At 71.5% G+C, this 15737-nt stretch carries 14 protein-coding genes and 1 riboswitch; of the genes, 4 read left to right on the top strand and 10 right to left on the bottom strand.

What is annotated here, in order from left to right; genetic code table 11:
• Positions 1–5: 5 nt before the first annotated feature.
• Together OHB13_RS08405 and OHB13_RS08410 are read right to left on the bottom strand one after the other, a co-directional pair.
• Entirely contained in the window at positions 6–461 is a 456-nt protein-coding gene (locus OHB13_RS08405; protein ID WP_266857848.1) for an SRPBCC family protein, read from the bottom strand.
• A gap of 119 nt (positions 462–580) precedes the next feature.
• Positions 581–1342 carry a metallophosphoesterase family protein gene (locus OHB13_RS08410; RefSeq protein WP_266857847.1) on the bottom strand — a complete coding sequence of 254 codons (762 nt, stop codon included), beginning with the start codon at positions 1340–1342 and terminating at the stop codon, positions 581–583.
• 229 nt (positions 1343–1571) lie between these two features.
• Between OHB13_RS08410 and OHB13_RS08415 the strand changes: the two genes are divergently transcribed.
• Positions 1572–3368, top strand: coding sequence for an AMP-dependent synthetase/ligase (locus tag OHB13_RS08415; protein ID WP_328376598.1), 1797 nt, complete (start codon positions 1572–1574; stop codon positions 3366–3368).
• A 144-nt stretch (positions 3369–3512) separates the two neighbouring features.
• On the opposite strand, the gene OHB13_RS08420 is transcribed toward OHB13_RS08415, so the two are convergent.
• A complete protein-coding gene (locus OHB13_RS08420) occupies positions 3513–4655 on the bottom strand; it encodes a glycosyltransferase family 4 protein (RefSeq protein ID WP_328376599.1) in 1143 nt (380 codons plus the stop codon).
• A gap of 69 nt (positions 4656–4724) precedes the next feature.
• On the opposite strand from OHB13_RS08420, the gene OHB13_RS08425 reads away from it, so the two are divergent.
• Positions 4725–6083, top strand: a complete 1359-nt coding sequence (locus OHB13_RS08425) for a glycosyltransferase 87 family protein (protein ID WP_443062934.1) — start codon at positions 4725–4727, stop codon at positions 6081–6083.
• Here the strand turns inward: OHB13_RS08425 and OHB13_RS08430 are convergent.
• The 5 genes from OHB13_RS08430 to OHB13_RS08450 form a co-directional block, all read right to left on the bottom strand.
• Positions 6064–7296: a hypothetical protein gene (locus tag OHB13_RS08430; RefSeq protein WP_443062935.1), complete on the bottom strand. Its 1233-nt coding sequence runs from the start codon at positions 7294–7296 to the stop codon at positions 6064–6066. The genes OHB13_RS08425 and OHB13_RS08430 overlap by 20 nt on opposite strands.
• A gap of 53 nt (positions 7297–7349) precedes the next feature.
• The gene (locus tag OHB13_RS08435; RefSeq protein WP_328376601.1) at positions 7350–8375 is read right to left on the bottom strand and encodes a C40 family peptidase; all 1026 of its coding nucleotides are present in this window, start codon (positions 8373–8375) and stop codon (positions 7350–7352) included.
• A gap of 239 nt (positions 8376–8614) precedes the next feature.
• Positions 8615–9640 carry a C40 family peptidase gene (locus tag OHB13_RS08440; protein WP_266857839.1) on the bottom strand — a complete coding sequence of 342 codons (1026 nt, stop codon included), beginning with the start codon at positions 9638–9640 and terminating at the stop codon, positions 8615–8617.
• A 273-nt stretch (positions 9641–9913) separates the two neighbouring features.
• On the bottom strand, positions 9914–11275 hold the full coding sequence (locus OHB13_RS08445; RefSeq protein ID WP_328376604.1) for an NYN domain-containing protein: 1362 nt from the start codon (positions 11273–11275) through the stop codon (positions 9914–9916).
• Positions 11276–11309: 34 nt separating this feature from the next.
• Positions 11310–11552, bottom strand: coding sequence for a hypothetical protein (locus OHB13_RS08450; RefSeq protein WP_266857837.1), 243 nt, complete (start codon positions 11550–11552; stop codon positions 11310–11312).
• 170 nt (positions 11553–11722) lie between these two features.
• Here OHB13_RS08450 and OHB13_RS08455 point away from each other — a divergent pair, with 170 nt between their 5' ends.
• Both OHB13_RS08455 and OHB13_RS08460 read left to right on the top strand, forming a co-directional pair.
• Positions 11723–12472 (top strand): rhomboid family intramembrane serine protease, encoded by a 750-nt coding sequence (locus OHB13_RS08455; protein WP_266857836.1) that lies wholly within the window; start codon positions 11723–11725, stop codon positions 12470–12472.
• Positions 12469–12750, top strand: a complete 282-nt coding sequence (locus OHB13_RS08460; protein ID WP_164264247.1) for an Lrp/AsnC ligand binding domain-containing protein — start codon at positions 12469–12471, stop codon at positions 12748–12750. Before OHB13_RS08455 ends, OHB13_RS08460 begins: the two co-directional genes overlap by 4 nt.
• An 81-nt stretch (positions 12751–12831) precedes the next feature.
• Here OHB13_RS08460 and OHB13_RS08465 read toward each other — a convergent pair whose 3' ends face one another.
• Complete coding sequence (locus OHB13_RS08465) at positions 12832–14208, bottom strand: aminotransferase class V-fold PLP-dependent enzyme (protein ID WP_328376605.1); 1377 nt, start codon at positions 14206–14208, stop codon at positions 12832–12834.
• A 148-nt stretch (positions 14209–14356) separates the two neighbouring features.
• Positions 14357–14474: riboswitch (SAM riboswitch) on the bottom strand.
• Positions 14475–14607: 133 nt separating this feature from the next.
• Positions 14608–15672: an anthranilate phosphoribosyltransferase gene (gene trpD / locus OHB13_RS08470; protein WP_266857832.1), complete on the bottom strand. Its 1065-nt coding sequence runs from the start codon at positions 15670–15672 to the stop codon at positions 14608–14610.
• Between the last annotated feature and the right edge of the window lie 65 nt (positions 15673–15737).

A 15737-nucleotide genomic window follows, 5' to 3' on the forward strand; every position in this document is an offset into this window, starting at 1 on the left:
GGGCGTCAGCCCTCGGACTGTGCTGCGGCGCCCGACTCGACCCGCTTCTTCAGACCGGCCAGGGCGCGGTCGATGATGACCTTCTCGGCCTTGCGCTTGATCATCCCGAGCATCGGGATCTTGACGTCGACGGTCAGCCGGTAGGTGACCTCGGTGGCGTCGCCGGCCGGGGCGAGGAGGTACGTACCGTCGAGCGCGCGGAGCATCTGCGACTTGACCAGCGTCCAGCTGACCTCGTCGGCGCCGGTCCAGGTGTACGCGAGGGTGTGGTCGTCCTTGATCGCGCCGGCGTCGAGCACCAGCCTGACCTGCTCGGCGCGGCCCTCGGCGTCGGTGGAGAGCACTTCGGCCTCCTTGACCTCGCCGGTCCACTCCGGGTAGCGGGCGAAGTCGGCGATCACGCCCATGACGTCGGCCGGTGCGGCCTCGATCGTGATGCTTGAGCTGGTGTGTTCAGCCATCGCCGTGGCTCCTCCAGTGCGGAATCCGGTGTGCATGCGCTGTGAAGGCTATCGCGTGCGCACCGGACCGCTGACCGCCCACCACCGACCGGCCACCGCTGACCGCCCGCCACTGACCGCTACCACTCCATGACCCAGGGCCGCGAGGTCGAAGCGAAGTGGCCGACGTTCACGCACTCGGTCCGGCCGACACGGACCCGGCGGGACAGGGGCTGGTGCACATGCCCGAAGAGCGCATACTTCGGGCGGATGCGCTGGATCGCGGCGAGCAGGGCGCGGCTGCCCCGCTCGAAGCGTCGGGCCACCGTGTCGTACACCAGCTCCGGGACCTCGGGCGGGATGTGCGTACAGAGCACGTCGACGTCGCCGAGCGCCTCGATCTTGGCCGCGTACTCCTCGTCGCTCACCTCGTAGGGCGTGCGCATCGGGGTCCTGAGGCCGCCGCCGACGAAGCCGAAGACACGGCCGCCGATCTCGACGCGCTCGCCGTCCAGGACGGTCGTACCGGGGCGGGCGTACTCGCGCCAGAGCGGTGGGATGTCGACGTTGCCGTAGGTCGCGTACGTCGGAGTGGGGAAGGCCGCGAACATGTCGGCGTACTGGCTGCGCACCGCCGTCTCGATCGCGGTGTCGCGGTCCACCCCGCTCCAGAGCCTGCGGCCGAGGTCGCGCGCCTCGTCGAAGCGGCGCGCGGTGCGCAGCTCCACGATGCGGTCGGCGTTCTCGACCCCGAAGAGGTCGGGGAAGATCCCGCGGGAGTGATCGGCGTAGTCCAGGAAGAGGACCAGGTCGCCGAGGCAGATGAGAGCGTCGGCGCCGTCGCCGGCCCTCGCCAGACCGCTGGTGTTGCCATGGACGTCACTGACCACATGCACGCGCATGGAGATCACCCTAGGACTCCTGGGCACAACATGGATAGAGGGTGCCGGACCTGCGAATACCGCCGCCGCTCGACATGCGTGGACTACTCTGCGCGAAGCACAGCGGTGTCGTGTGACGCATGGAACATCTGGCCGGAACCCCCTATCGGGAACCGCGTACCCATGGGTAACGTCCGGGCGGTCAGGTCCAGTCGTGGCGACAGCGATGTCGACCAGAGGAGCAGCAGTCTTGCGTGAGTTCAGCCTTCCGGCCCTGTACGAGGTCCCATCGGACGGCAATCTGACAGATCTGATCCGCCGCAACGCCGCTCAGCACCCCGATGCCGCGGTGATGGGCCGCAAGGTGGCCGGCGCCTGGACCGATGTCACCGCCGCGCGGTTCCTCACCGAGGTCCATGACGCCGCGAAGGGCCTGATCGCCGCGGGTGTGCAGCCCGGGGACCGGGTCGCGCTGATGTCCCGTACCCGGTACGAGTGGGTGCAGCTGGACTTCGCGATCTGGAGCGCGGGCGCGATCACCGTGCCGGTGTACGAGACCAGTTCGGCCGAGCAGGTGCAGTGGATACTCGGCGACTCCGGAGCGGTCGCGGTGCTCGTGGAGAGCGACGCGCACGCCGCGACCGTGGAGGCCGTACGGCACTCGCTGCCGGCCCTCAAGCACGTCTGGCAGATCGACCGGGGCGCCGTCGACGAGCTCAGGGCGAGTGGCGCCGGGGTCGCGGACGCGACCGTGGACGAGCGCAGCTCCCGGGCACGGGCCGACGATCCGGCCACCATCGTCTACACCTCGGGGACCACCGGCCGCCCGAAGGGCTGCGTGCTGACCCACCGCAGCTTCTTCGCCGAGTGCGGCAACATCGTGGAGCGGCTGAAACCGCTGTTCCGCAGCGGCGAGTGTTCGGTGCTGCTCTTCCTGCCCGCCGCACATGTCTTCGGCCGGCTGGTCGAGGTCTCCTCCGTGATGGCGCCGATCAAGATCGGCTGCGTACCGGACATCAAGCACCTCACGGACGAACTGGCCTCCTTCAGGCCGACGTTGATCCTGGGCGTGCCCCGGGTCTTCGAGAAGGTCTACAACTCGGCGCGCGCCAAGGCGCAGGCCGACGGCAAGGGAAAGATCTTCGACAAGGCCGCGAACACCGCCATCGCATACAGCCGCGCGCTCGGTACCCCGCAGGGCCCGTCCGCGGGCCTGCGGATCAAGCACAAGGTCTTCGACCGGCTGGTCTTCAGCAAGCTGCGGGCGGTACTCGGCGGACGCGGCGAGTACGCGATCTCCGGTGGCGCGCCGCTGGGCGAGCGGCTCGGCCACTTCTATCGGGGCATCGGCTTCACGGTGCTGGAGGGGTACGGCCTCACCGAGTCCTGTGCGGCGACCGCCTTCAACCCGTGGGACCGGCAGAAGATCGGCACGGTCGGCCAGCCGCTGCCCGGTTCGGTCGTACGGATAGCGGACGACGGCGAGGTGCTGCTGCACGGCGAGCACCTGTTCAGCGGCTACTGGAACAACGAGACGGCGACGGCCGATGCGCTGGCGGACGGCTGGTTCCACACCGGTGACATCGGCACGCTCGACGAGGACGGCTATCTCGCGATCACCGGCCGCAAGAAGGAGATCATCGTCACCGCGGGCGGCAAGAACGTCGCCCCCGCGGTGATCGAGGACCGCATCCGTGCTCATGCCCTGGTCGCCGAGTGCATGGTGGTCGGCGACGGGCGGCCGTTCATCGGCGCGCTGATCACGCTGGACGAGGAGTTCCTGGCGCGGTGGGCCGAGGAGAACGGCAAGCCGGTGGGGTCCACCGCGCTGTCGCTGCGCGAGGACCCGGAGCTGCTCGCCGAGATCCAGCGGGCGGTGGACGACGGCAACGCGGCGGTCTCCAAGGCCGAGTCCGTCCGCAAGTTCCGGGTGCTGCCCGCGCAGCTCACCGAGGAGGCGGGACACATCACACCGTCGCTGAAGCTCAAGCGCGCTGTGGTGGCGAAGGACTTCGCGGACGAGATCGAAGCGATCTACCGGGGCTGACCTGGCACCACACGAGAACCGGGTGCGGGCCGCGCGGCCCGCACCCGGCCGCGGTTACGGCTCCGGTTACGCACGCGGCCCCGATTCCGCACCCGTTCCGGTTCCGGTTCCGGTTCCGGTTCCGGTTCCGTCAGAGCAGTGCCCTCAGAGCAGTTCCCTGAGCTTCTCGGCGAGCAGGTCCCAGCGCCACTTCTCCTCGACCCACGCCCGGCCGCGCTCGCCCATCCGCCGCCGCAGCCCGGGGTCCTGGAGCAGCGTGACGATCCGGTCCGCCGCGTCATCGGCCGAGCCGCCCCGCACCACCCAGCCGGTCTCACCGTCGAGCACCGCGTCGGGCGCGCCGCCCGAATCGCCCGCCACCACCGGCAGCCCGGTCGCGGACGCCTCCAGGTAGACGATGCCGAGCCCCTCCACATCGAGCCCGCCCCTGCGGGTGCGGCACGGCATGGCGAAGACGTCGCCCGCGCCGTAGTGCGCGGGCAGCTCCGCCCAGGGCACCGGCCCGGTGAAGCGCACCGAGTCCGCGACGCCCGTCCGTGCCGCCAGTTTCTCCAGGTCCCCGGCGTACGGTCCGCCGCCCACGATCAGCAGCACCGCGTCCGGCAGCTCCCGCAGGATCCGGGGCATCGCCAGGATCAGGGTGTCCTGCCCCTTGCGCGGGACGAGCCGCGATACGCACACGACCACCGGCCGGTCCGTGAGCCCGAGCCGGGCGCGTACCGCCGCACCGCCCGAGGCCGGGTGGAAGGTCTTCTCGTCGACGCCCGGCGGCAGTTGGACCATCCGGCCGGCGGCCGCCGGGGACAGCGCGGCGGCGATCCGCGAGCGGGTGTACTCGCCGAGGTAGGTGAGCGTGTCCGTGCCTTCGCCGATGCGCCGCAACAGCTGCCGCGACCCGGGCAGCTGCGCCCAGCCCGCCTCGTGGCCGTGCGTGGTGGCGACGATCCGTTCGGCGCCGGCCGCCCGCAGCGCCGGAGCCATCAGGCCGAGCGGGGCCGCCGCCCCGAACCACACCGACGTACAGCCGTGTTCGCGCAGCAGCCCGCTCGCCCTCGCCGTGACGCGTGGGGTGGGCAGGAGCATCGTGGTCCGGTCGCGTATGACCGTGAACGGCTGCTCCGCGTCGAACGCGGCGGTGGCCGCCGCGCCCTCGGCGCCGCGCTTCCAGGTGGAGGCGTAGACGACGAGCTGTCCGGGGTCCAGACGCAGCGCCATGTTGTGCAGGAACGCCTGGATACCGCCGGGGCGCGGCGGGAAGTCATTGGTCACGATCAACGTCTTGTGCATCGCCGCCGACAGTACCCAACGGCCCTGCCTCACCGCTCCCGCCCGCCCTCGCACGGCATCATGACCCCGATGTCGGAGCACACCACGGCGCAGGCCGTCACAACGGACGGGGCGGTCCGGCGGGCCGTACGCGGCACGGCGCTTCCGGTCGTGGTGTGGGCCACGACCAGGGCGCTGCTGATGCTCTGCGTGTTCAAGGTCCTTGTCGTGCCGGGGGCCGATGTCACCGTCGATGTGTCGGGGATCTACCACGGCTGGTACGAGGTGCTGCGGACCGGCACCTTCCCGCTCTCCGACGTGACCTGGCAGTACCCGCCCGGTGCGGCGCTCGCGGTCCTCTCCCCCGCCCTGCTGCCGTTCCTCGGCTACGCACCGGCCTTCTTCGTGCTGACCCTCGTCGCCGACGCGGTGGTGCTCGGTCTGCTGCTGTACACGGCGGGCCGGCCCGGCAGACGGCCGGCCGGCGTCTGGGTGTGGGTGGGGGGCCTGCCGCTGCTCGGCCCGACCGCGTACTCCAGGTACGACCTGATGGTGACCGCGGTCGCGGTGGCCGCGCTGCTGGCCGGGGCCCGCCGGCCGCGCACCATGGGCGCGCTGGCCGCGTTCGGGGCCCTGCTCAAGGTCTGGCCCGCGCTGCTGCTCGCGGGCGTGCGGCGCGGCCGTACCGCGCGCCGGTCCTGGTCGGCCTTCACGGCGACGGCAGCGGGCCTGCTGCTGCTCGCGGGCACGGCGGTGCCCGGCGCCTTCGCCTTTCTCACCTTCCAGCGCGAGCGGGGCACCGAGGTCGAGTCGCTGGGTGGTCTGGTCTTCCAGGTGGCCCGGCAGTTCGGCTGGCAGGGGCAGGTGCTGCTCACCTACGGCTCGGTGGAGTTCGTCGGACCGTACGTCCACGCGGTGAGCGCCGTCGCGCTGGGGCTGACCGCCGCGGCCTTCGGCTGGCTGCTGCTGTGGCGGCTGCGGGCCAGGGAGTACGCCCCGGCGACGCCGTGCGACGCGGCGTTCACCGCGGTGCTGCTGTTCACCACGACGAGCCGGGTGATCAGCCCCCAGTACCTGGTGTGGCTGGTCGGCCTCGGCGCCGTCTGCCTGGTCTTCCGCACCAGCGCGATGGCGGTCCCGGTCCTGCTGGTGGTGGGCGCCACGGCCGTGACCTTCCTGGAGTTCCCGCTCGGGTTCGACCATGTGGTGGCCGGGGACGCGGTCGGGCTTGTGCTGATGTGCGTACGGAACGGCCTGCTGGTCGTGGCGTCGTTGGCCGCGGCCCGCGCGCTGTGGCGGCACACGGTCCCACGGCACGGGCGGACGGCGGCGGCGGACGGGGCCGCCGTCGGGCCCGGCGGCACCACACAGTCCGAAGCTGCCTCAGCCGCCGGGACCGCCGGAGACACCGACGCGGGCCATGAGCCGCTCAGCCCAGCTGCGCCCTGAGGTACTCGCGCCACCGCGCCGTGAAGGCGTCCGGATCCGTACCGAGCACGTCGTTCATGGCCTCCTCCACCGCGCCGTCGCGCTGCCCGTGCGCCCCGACCGCCCGGTAGAAGTCGGTCAGCTTCTGCTCGCCCCAGTGCTCGGCGATCAGCCGGCAGGCCAGCCAGCCGCCCTCGTACGCCCGCGCCAGCCGGTCGGCACTGTCGCTGAAGGCGAAGTCGGCGTCCGTGGGCAGGGTCGCGGGCAGCGACCCCGAACGCACCGTCCGCTGGAGTTCCGGTGCCGTCTCCCGGGGGCTGCTGCCGGTGCCGCGGTAGGCGACCCAGTCGGCGAACCCCTCGGAGAGCCAGAGCGGGGTGGCCGCGGACGTCGCGGTGCGGGTGGCGACATGGGTGCTCTCGTGGGTGATGACCACCTGCCGGCCCAACTGGCCCAGCTGGGCGTACGCCTCGGGGTTGACGATGACCCGGTCGGCGGGCGCTGCGCCGGAGCCGCCCGCCTCGCCGGTGGTGACCGCCGCGATGCCCCGGTAGGTGGCGGCGGGCGAGCCGAGCAGCGCGCCCATCGCGTCCAGCGATGACGGCACCAGCACCACCACACGCCCTGCCCACTTGCGGTGCCACGCCTTGTCGACGGCGGGGACGGCACGGTCCGCGACGGCGGCCACCTGCCGGAGCAGCCCGCCGGACTCGCCGACGCCGAGCACCAGGCTGTGCTTGCCGCGGGCGATCCGCACCGGGCCCTGCTGCCAGAGCTGCTGCCCGGTGCCGGTGGCGGGGCTGTCGTCGTCCAGGTACCAGCGGCCGTCGCGCCGCACCAGCTTGAGCGTGCGCCGGGCCGCCACCGGCGCGCTGTCGTAACCGGAGATCCGGTACCGCAGCTCGACCTGCGCGGTGGCGGTGGCGCCCGCCTGCCTTACCTCGTCGACCCGGTACTGCCAGGAACTCAGCGGTAGGGCGGCGAGGTTGTGGAACTCCGCGCGCTGCGCCGTCCGCAGCCCCTTCGCCCGCGGGTCGACGACGGACAGATAGCCACTCTCGTCATGGCCGACGACAGCGGCGGCCCGGCGGTCGAGAGTGCGGCGGATGTCGCGCTCCGCGGTGCCGGATGAGCCGGGTCCTGAAGGCCCGCTGCACGCGGGAAGCAGCAGACAGAGGGCGAGCGCGCAGCCGGCGGCCCGCTTCCGTCCCGTCCTGCTCCCCCGCGCTGTCACGCCGCCGATCGTACGTGCCCCGACGGACCGGCCCGACCGCCGCCCGGCACAGGTCAGACCCGGGTCACCGAGGAGACGGGCATCATGCCGACCGGGTCGTAGCGGACCCTGGCCCCGGGATACGGCGCGTGCAGGACCTGGCCGTTGCCCATGTACATAGCGACGTGGCTGGCGTCGCTGCGGTACACCACGAGGTCCCCGGGCTGCGCCTCGGAGAGCGGGATCTGCCGGCCCGCGTACCGCTGCTCCTGCGAGGTGCGCGGCAGGGATACGCCCGCGTGCGCGTACGCCCACTGCATCAGCCCCGAACAGTCGAAGCCCGAGGGGCCGTTGGCTCCCCACACGTAGGGCTTGCCGAGCGCGCTGCGGGCCGCGGCCACGGCGGCGGCGGCCCGGCCCGACACCGGCAGCGCGCCGAGGTCGGGCAGTGCGCCCCGGTCCGAGCGCGAGACCTGGTCGTACTGGGCGCGCTGCCCGCTGGGCAGCGCGTCGAGCAGCCGGCGCGCGCGGGCGAGTTTGCCCTCGACGGTGCGCTTGTGGCGGGCGACCTCGGTGCGGCTGCTGCGGAGTTCGGCGAGTTTGCGGGTCGCGTCGGCGCGCCGCTGTGTCAGCTCGCGCTGGGCCTGTTCGATGCGGTGCAGTTCACCGGCCCGGACATCGCCGAGCTGCGCCAGGGCAGCGGCCTTGTCGAGATACGAGGCGGGGTCCGACGAGAGCAGCAGGGCGAGCGACGGGTCGATGGCACCCGCGCGGTACTGGGCCCCTGCCAGCGCACCGAGCGCCCCGCGCATCACGTTGAGCCGCTCCTGGCCGCGTGCGACGCCGTCCTGCGCCTCGCTGACCTGGTGGCGCAGCCGCTGGGCCTGCTCGTCGGCCTTGTCGTACTGCTGGGTGGCCCGCTCGGCCTGCGCGTACAGGCCGTCGACCTCGCTCTTGGTGACCGCAGCCGACTCGTGCGGCTCGGCGCCCGCCGGTGCGGCCCCGAGTCCTGCCGCGGCCGTCGCCAGCGCGGCGGACAGCACGGTGATCCGGGTGCTCCGGCCGAGGCCGGACTGGGTGGCACGGCGATGGGACACCACAGGAGCCGCACTCCTTCCGCTGCGTGCGGTCCCTGCCGCCCCGATGGGCGGACCGGTTGCCGGGCACCGCACGCCGGACAGTAGCCGTGTGACCACGCTGTGACCAAAGACCCCGCCGTGCACACAGAGTGACGCCCCGCCGTAGACATCAAGGTCACGACGGGGCGGGGGGTCAGCTCACAGCACCGTAATTCGCCCGATCGGGCGGTGTCGGCGGCGCCGCACGGAAGGGGTCCCGATCAGATGCGGACGCCGAACTGGAAGGGCATGTCGGCCATCGCCTCGTACCGGACGACCGCGCCGGTGTGCGGTGCGTGCAGCACCGTGCCGTTGCCCGCGTAGATGCCGATGTGGTGCATGTCGCCGTAGAAGAGCACCAGGTCGCCGGGCTTGAGGGCGCTCTGCGAGTAGATGCGCTGACCGGCGTTGGCCTGGGCCTGCGAGGTGCGCGGGATCGTGACACCGGCCTGCGCGTACGCCCAGGACGTCAGCCCCGAGCAGTCGAAGGAGGCGGGTCCGGTGGCTCCGTACACGTACGGCTTGCCCAGCTGGGTCTTCGCCGCGTTGAGGGCGGCGGCCCCGCGGGCGGAGGCAGGCACGGAGTTGCCGAGGTCGGGACGGCTGTTGTCGCGGTTGGCGCGCTGGTTCTCCGCGGCTATCGAGGCGCGCTCGGCAGCGGTCAGGGAGGAGAGCAGCTTGCGCGCGTCGGCGAGCTTGTCCTGGACTTCCTGCTTCTTCTTGCCGAGTTCCGTGCGCGTCGACGCCAGGTCCTTGAGCTTGTCCTGCGCCTCGGCACGCTCCTGGGCGAGGGCCCGCTGCTTGGCCTGGATCTTCTTGACCGCGTCGGCCTGCTGATCGCTCAGCTGGTCCTGCGCGGTGGCCTTGTCGAGGAAGGTGTTCGGGTCGGACGAGAGGAAGAGCTGGACCGACGGGTCGATGCCGCCCGAGCGGTACTGGGCGCTCGCGATCGAACCGAGCTGGCCCCGCAGCTTGTTGAGGTCGCCCTGGCCGCGAGCGACGCTGTCCTGGAGGTCGTCGACCTGCTTCTTGAGCTTGTTCTGCTGGTCCTTGGCGCCGTCGTACTTCTGGCTGACCGCGTCGACGTCTTCGTAGAGCTTGTCGACCTTCGCCTTGACCTCGCTCTTGGTCGGCTTCGGGTCTGCGTGTGCGGCCTGAGCTGTCAGGGCCACAGCAGCGGCAGCGGTCGCGGTGAGCACGGTCACGCGGGTGCGGCTCGGCTGCTTCAGTCGACGGTGGGACGCCACGGAGGCGAGCTCCTTCTTCCTCAGAGCCGCCGAACACGTAGCAAAACCGTGAAGGCTTCGGCGGTTCCTTCGCTGCCACCCTGGATGAGTGATCGACCGCGCGAAGGTTCGAGGCCCGACCTTAGTGACCTTCTTGTGATCAGTTCAAATCCTGTTGCCAAAAATCTTGGTCACTGAGTGCATATTTTACAGACACCGCACGGGCAGTAACGGTCACTTGACGCTGTGGTGGAAAACGCCCGGCGCGAAGTCGGGCATTGTGCGCAGGAGTTATCAGGCGCGCGAAAGCCTCTTCAGCAACAAGACGGACGCAACGGGCCTGGCGCCCGATCTCGCCACGCCGTCGGCGACCTCGCGGTCCGCCGACACGACCACCACGGGACGCCCGGAGGGCTCCGCCCTGACCAGCTGACGGATCACCTCGTCCGCGGTCACCCCGGGCTTGCTGAACAGCACCCGCACGCCGCGCGGCGGCGCGAGCAGCACCGGCGCCGCGAGCTCGGCCCCGTCGAAGACACAGGTCATCTCGGCGCCCGTCTGCGCCGCGAGCATCGAGAGACCGCCGAGCAGGCGCAACCGCTGCTTCTCCAGGGGCAGTTGCGGATAGCCGGTCTTGGTGACGTTGTAGCCGTCCACCACCAGATGGGCCTGCGGCAGCGAGAGCAGCTGATCGAGCAGGGCCGGGTCGGTGTCGGAAAGCGCCCTGGCCGCGATGTCCTTGGGCGAGAGCCGGCCCGGCTCGACCGCGTCGACGGAGTCGGCGGGGCGCGTGGTCACCGGTGGCAGGGCCAGCTCGCGCCGCAGCCCCTGAGCAGCGTCGAGCACCGTGTCGAGCAGCAGCCGCAGCCGCATGTCCTCGACCGAACGCCCCTCGCGTACGGCTCGGCGGCCGGCCTCGACCGCCGCCTCGGCCTCACCGAGCCGCGCCTTCAGCCGCCGCGACTCGCTCTCCGCCGCGGCGACGCGCGCCGCGGCGTCGGACCGGACCGTTTCGATCTCGGAGCCGGAGCGGCGCAGCGCCGCCTCGCCACGCTTCACATCGCTCTGCGCGCTGCGCAGCTTGCGCTGAAGCGATTCAGCATCCTTGCGGGCCGCGTCCAGCTCCGTACGCAGCCGCTCGTTCTCGGTCCTGGTCTGCGCCCGCGCGTCCGCCAGCTCCGCGCGCAGCCGCTCCAGCTCGTGCCGGCCCGCCTCGTCGGCGCGCTCGGCGACCACGCGCTGGGCCTCCTCGCCCGCGGCGGCGACGAGCTTCACCCAGCCGGCCGGACGCAGTACGTAGGCGGCCGCAGCCACGTCCACCGGGTCGGCGGCCGCGGGCGGCGAGCCGGCTTCGAGCGCCCCGGTCAGTTCGGGCTGGGACTCCTTCAGCCGCTCACCGATGCGCCGGCGGAACAGTGCGTCGCCCTCCAGGGCCGCCGCCATCGCGTTGCCCGCGAACTTGGCCCGCCTGGTGGGGGTGAACCGGGCGTACTGCCGCAGCTGCGCCGGGAGTTCGGGTACGGTCAGCCCGCCGAAGGCGTCGGAGACGAGCGCGACCACACGCCGCCGTACCGCTTCGGGCAGCGGACGGTCGAGCGCCTCTGCGGCGTCGCCGGCCGCGTCGGCCGGCTCCGCACCGCCTTCAGCCTCCACCATCCGTCACCCCACTGTCGCTCTTCGGGGGGCTCCCTCAGGAGCCGCCGCCCGGCCTGTCCACCAGCTCGATCTGGTCCACCGCGTTGCACCACCGGCAGCGCACCTGCTCGATGGTCTCACTGACCACCTCGCGCTCCTCCACTGTGGGCTCACCGGCCAGGTCGAGATGTATGTACTCGACAACTTTCGACGAGCGCGTCACGTCGAACCGGGTGAGATTGCCGCAGAGTGTGCAGCGCCACCGGGTGTCGGCGGTCGGCGTGGGAACCGTCGTCATGCGTGCGTCCTCTTCGTTCGTACTGCCTCGGTCGCGGTGCGCCATCGAACTGCGGATGTACTCCCCGCAACCCTACGGCCTACGGCATACCCCGGGGGCGGACCTGCCGACCGTACGGGGCCCGGCGAGGCGATCTGCCCGATTGCGTCCGGTTGGGCCATGCTCGGTCAATGTTCAAGTGGCGGGATGCACCCGGACGGAAGGCGCCGGGGCGGCGCGCGGACGCGCTCGGCGGGCCGGTGGTGACGTACGGCCTGATCGGGGTGTGCTGCCTGGTCTTCCTGATGAGCCCCGTCTCCGGGCTCGATCCGGCCTACGGGACCGGCGACAACCTCCTCGCCGCCCAGAGCGCGTACTTCGAACACTGGGGCGTCGTGCCCACCGAACTGATGAGCGGTACGGCGGGGGCCCTGCTCACCCCGCTCACCGCGCTCTTCATCCACGCGAACTGGCTGCATCTGCTGGGCAACATGCTGTTCCTGTACGTCTTCGGCGCGATGGCCGAGGAGCGCATGGGGCGCCTGCACTTCGCCGTCTTCTATGTGGTGAGCGGCTATATCGCCCTGACGGCGTACGCGCTCACCCACTCGGGCTCCGACCAGACCCTGGTGGGTGCGTCGGGTGCGATCTCGGCGGTGCTCGGCGCCTTCCTGAGCCTCTTCCCCCGGGCCCGGGTGACGAGCATCTTCCCGTTCCTGCTGTTCCTGCCGCTGCGCTTCCCCGCCTGGATCGTGCTGGTCTTCTGGTTCGTCCTGCAGTGGCTGGCGGCCGGGCAGCAGACCGGCACCGGCCCCGGGGTCGCCTACACGGCCCATCTGGTGGGGTTCTCGCTGGGCTTCGGCTACGCGGCGGTGCGGTACTGGCGTACGACTAGAGTGAAACTCCCAGCGACGGCCACCGAGGGAGAAAGCAAGCCGTGATCACCGCGATCGTGCTCATCAAGACCAGCGTGGACCGGATCCCCGAGATCGCCGAATCGCTCGCCGCCCTGGAGAACATCAGCGAGGTCTACTCCGTCACCGGTACGTACGACCTGATCGCACTGGTCCGGGTGGCTCGCCACGACGATCTGGCGGACATCATCCCCGGCCGGATCAGCAAGATCCCCGGGGTGGAGGCGACGGACACGCATGTGGCGTTCCGTACCTACTCGCAGCACGACCTGGAAGCGGCTTTCGCCATCGGCCTGGACGCGTGACGGCCGCCCTGCCGCAGGGCCGCGAGGCCTGAGAAGCCCCGCCCCGCGCCGGACGGCCGTCACGCGTCCGCGTCGCCGCGGTCAGACAGCCGGCACGCAGCGGCCGTCCTCGGTGCGGTAGTTCCAGCGGGCACCGTCGCGCACCAGTTCCTTCACCGCGCCCACGAAGCGCTCCACGTGCTCGTCCGGCGTACCGGCGCCGAAGCTCACCCGGACGGCGTTGAGTGAACGCTCGCCCGGCTCACCCTCCGGAGCACCGCACTCGCCCTGGTCCTGCGGGTCGCTGCCGAGCAGGGTGCGTACGAGCGGGTGGGCGCAGAACAGACCGTCGCGCACCCCGATGCCGTACTCGGCGGAGAGCGCCGCCGCGAAGTGCGAGCTGTTCCAGCCGTCCACCACGAACGAGATGACCCCGACCCGCGGGGCATCGTCGCCGAAGAGCGAGAGGACCTGGACCGCGTCCACCTCGCCGAGCCCGTCGAGGACCTTGCCGACCAGCGTCTGCTCGCGCTCGACCAGGGAGTCGAAGCCCGCGTCGGTGAGCGCCCGGCAGGCGGACGCGATGGAGTGGACCCCGATGACGTTGGGCGATCCGGCCTCGTGGCGGGCGGCGGTGGTGTGCCACTCGACGTCGACACCGCCGTCGGCGCGCCGGGCCACGCTGCGGGAGGCGCCGCCGCCCGCGAGGTACGGCTCGGCGGCGAGCAGCCAGTCGGAGCGGCCCGCGAGGACCCCGGAGCCGAACGGCGCGTACAGCTTGTGGCCGGAGAAGGCGACCCAGTCGACGTCCAGCTCCGTGATGTCCACGGGGTGGTGCGGTGCGAGCTGCGCCGCGTCCAGCACGATGCGCGCCCCGTGGGCGTGGGCGGCGGCCGCCAGCTCCTTGACCGGCCACAGTTCACCGGTGACGTTGGAAGCGCCCGTGACACAGACGAGGGCGGGTGCCTCCGGCGTCGTACGGTCCGCAAGCGCGCGCTCCAGGGTCTCGACTGCCTGCTGCGGGGTGCGCGGGGCGTTGAGGTAGGTCACGGCGGCGTCGCGCCAGGGCAGCAGCGAGGCGTGGTGCTCGGTCTCGAAGACGAAGACCTCGCAGCCCGCGGGGACCACCGAGGCCAGCAGATTGAGCGAGTCCGTGGTCGAACGGGTGAAGACGACCTGGTCGTCCGGACGGCAGCCGAGGAACTCGGCGACAGTCGTCCGGCTGTTCTCGAAGAGGTCGGTGGAGAGCTGCGAGAGGTACCCGGCGCCGCGGTGCACGCTGCCGTAGTACGGGGCGTACGCCGCCACGTCGTCCCAGACGCGCTGGAGGGCCGGGGCGCTCGCCGCGTAGTCCAGTGCCGCGTAGGTGACCTCGCCTCCGGTGACGAGCGGGACCAGGACGTCCCTCCCGAGGACGGGGAGGTTCTCGGAGGAATCCTTACAAACCGACGCGTTGACGGCAGCACTGGGAACAGACATGACGAACTCCCGGAAAAGGGCAGGCGAATTCACTGCGCGTGCCACACGCGGCAGTGCAAGGAAAGGGGTGCGGAGAAGGGGGCTACTGCCCTATCGCATTCGCTGAACCACGGAAGATCTCCCTCGACGACCAGGATCCCTGTCGAGGGATCCGCGCTTGCCGAGGACTTCGCTGCCCACGGCCTGGTCTTCACCCAGGGCACCCCGCCACGGACGGAGGGTTGCCGGACAGCGGGCTGGGGCCGTAGTCGCTGTCACTCATGACCTGCAGAGGATCCTGCCATACGTATCCGGACGTGCCAAGGCGCAGTCCACAGCATGAGACCGGTGGCCGGCCGGAGCTGCGCGACTGCGCCCTGGGTGTCCTGTGCGGTGGGGTGTCGTGAGAGGGACAGGGGCTCAGGCGTTGCTGGCGGCCACCCAGCGCTCCAGCGCACGGGCCGCCGACCCGGAGTCGATGGAATCGGCGGCCCGCGCGATGCCCGCCGCGATCCGCTCGTTGAGGGATCCGCTGCCCGGGTCCAGCGCGACCAGCGCAGCCGCCGAGTTCAGCAGGACCGCGTCCCGTACCGGACCGGCTTCACCGGACAGCAGCCTGCGGGCCACATCCGCGTTGTACGACGAGTCGCCGCCGCGCAGCGCCTCCACGGGGACCAGTCCGATGCCCACGTCGCGCGGGTCGAAGGATTCCTCGTGCACCGTGCCGTCCGCCACCGTCCAGACTCTGGATGTGGCGGTGGTGGTCAGCTCGTCCAGCCCGTCGTCGCCGCGGAACACGAGGGCGGACGAACCGCGCTCGGCCAGCACCCCCGCGATGATGGGCGCCACCCGCGCGTCGGAGACACCGGTCGCCTGTGCCCGGACCTTCGCCGGGTTGGTGAGCGGACCCAGGAAGTTGAAGGTGGTGCGGATCCCCAACTCCTTCCGGGCGGCGGCCACATAGCGCAGTGCGGGGTGGAACTTGACCGCGAAGCAGTAGGTGATGCCGGCGTCGGCGGCCACCTCGACGACCCGCTCCGGGGTCAGCTGGAGATTGACGCCCAGCTTCTCCAGGACGTCGGACGCCCCGCTCTGGGACGACGCCGCGCGGTTGCCGTGCTTGACGACCTTGGCGCCGGTGCCCGCCACGACGATGGAGGACATGGTCGAGATGTTCACGGTGTTGGCGCCGTCGCCGCCGGTGCCGACGATGTCCACGCTCGGGCCGGGCACGTCGATCAGCCTGGCGTGCGCGTACATCGCCCGGACGAGACCGCTGATCTCCGCGACCGTCTCACCCTTGGCACGCAGGGCGACCGCGAACCCGGCGATCTGCGCGTCCGTCGCCTCGCCGCTCATGATGCGGTCCATCGCCCAGGCGGTGGCGTCCGCACTCTGGTCGATGCCGCGGAGCAGCGAGTCGAGCACGCCCGGCCAGGAGTGTGCCGCCACGCTGTCGCCGCCGACCGGGGTCACAACGCTCATGGTCCACTCCTGGGGTCCACCGTCGAATAGGGATGCGGCCAAGCTTATCCAGCTCCGGGTGACAG

Origin of the sequence: Streptomyces sp. NBC_00440 (assembly GCF_036014215.1) — a bacterium.
Taxonomy (GTDB): Bacteria; Actinomycetota; Actinomycetes; order Streptomycetales; family Streptomycetaceae; genus Streptomyces.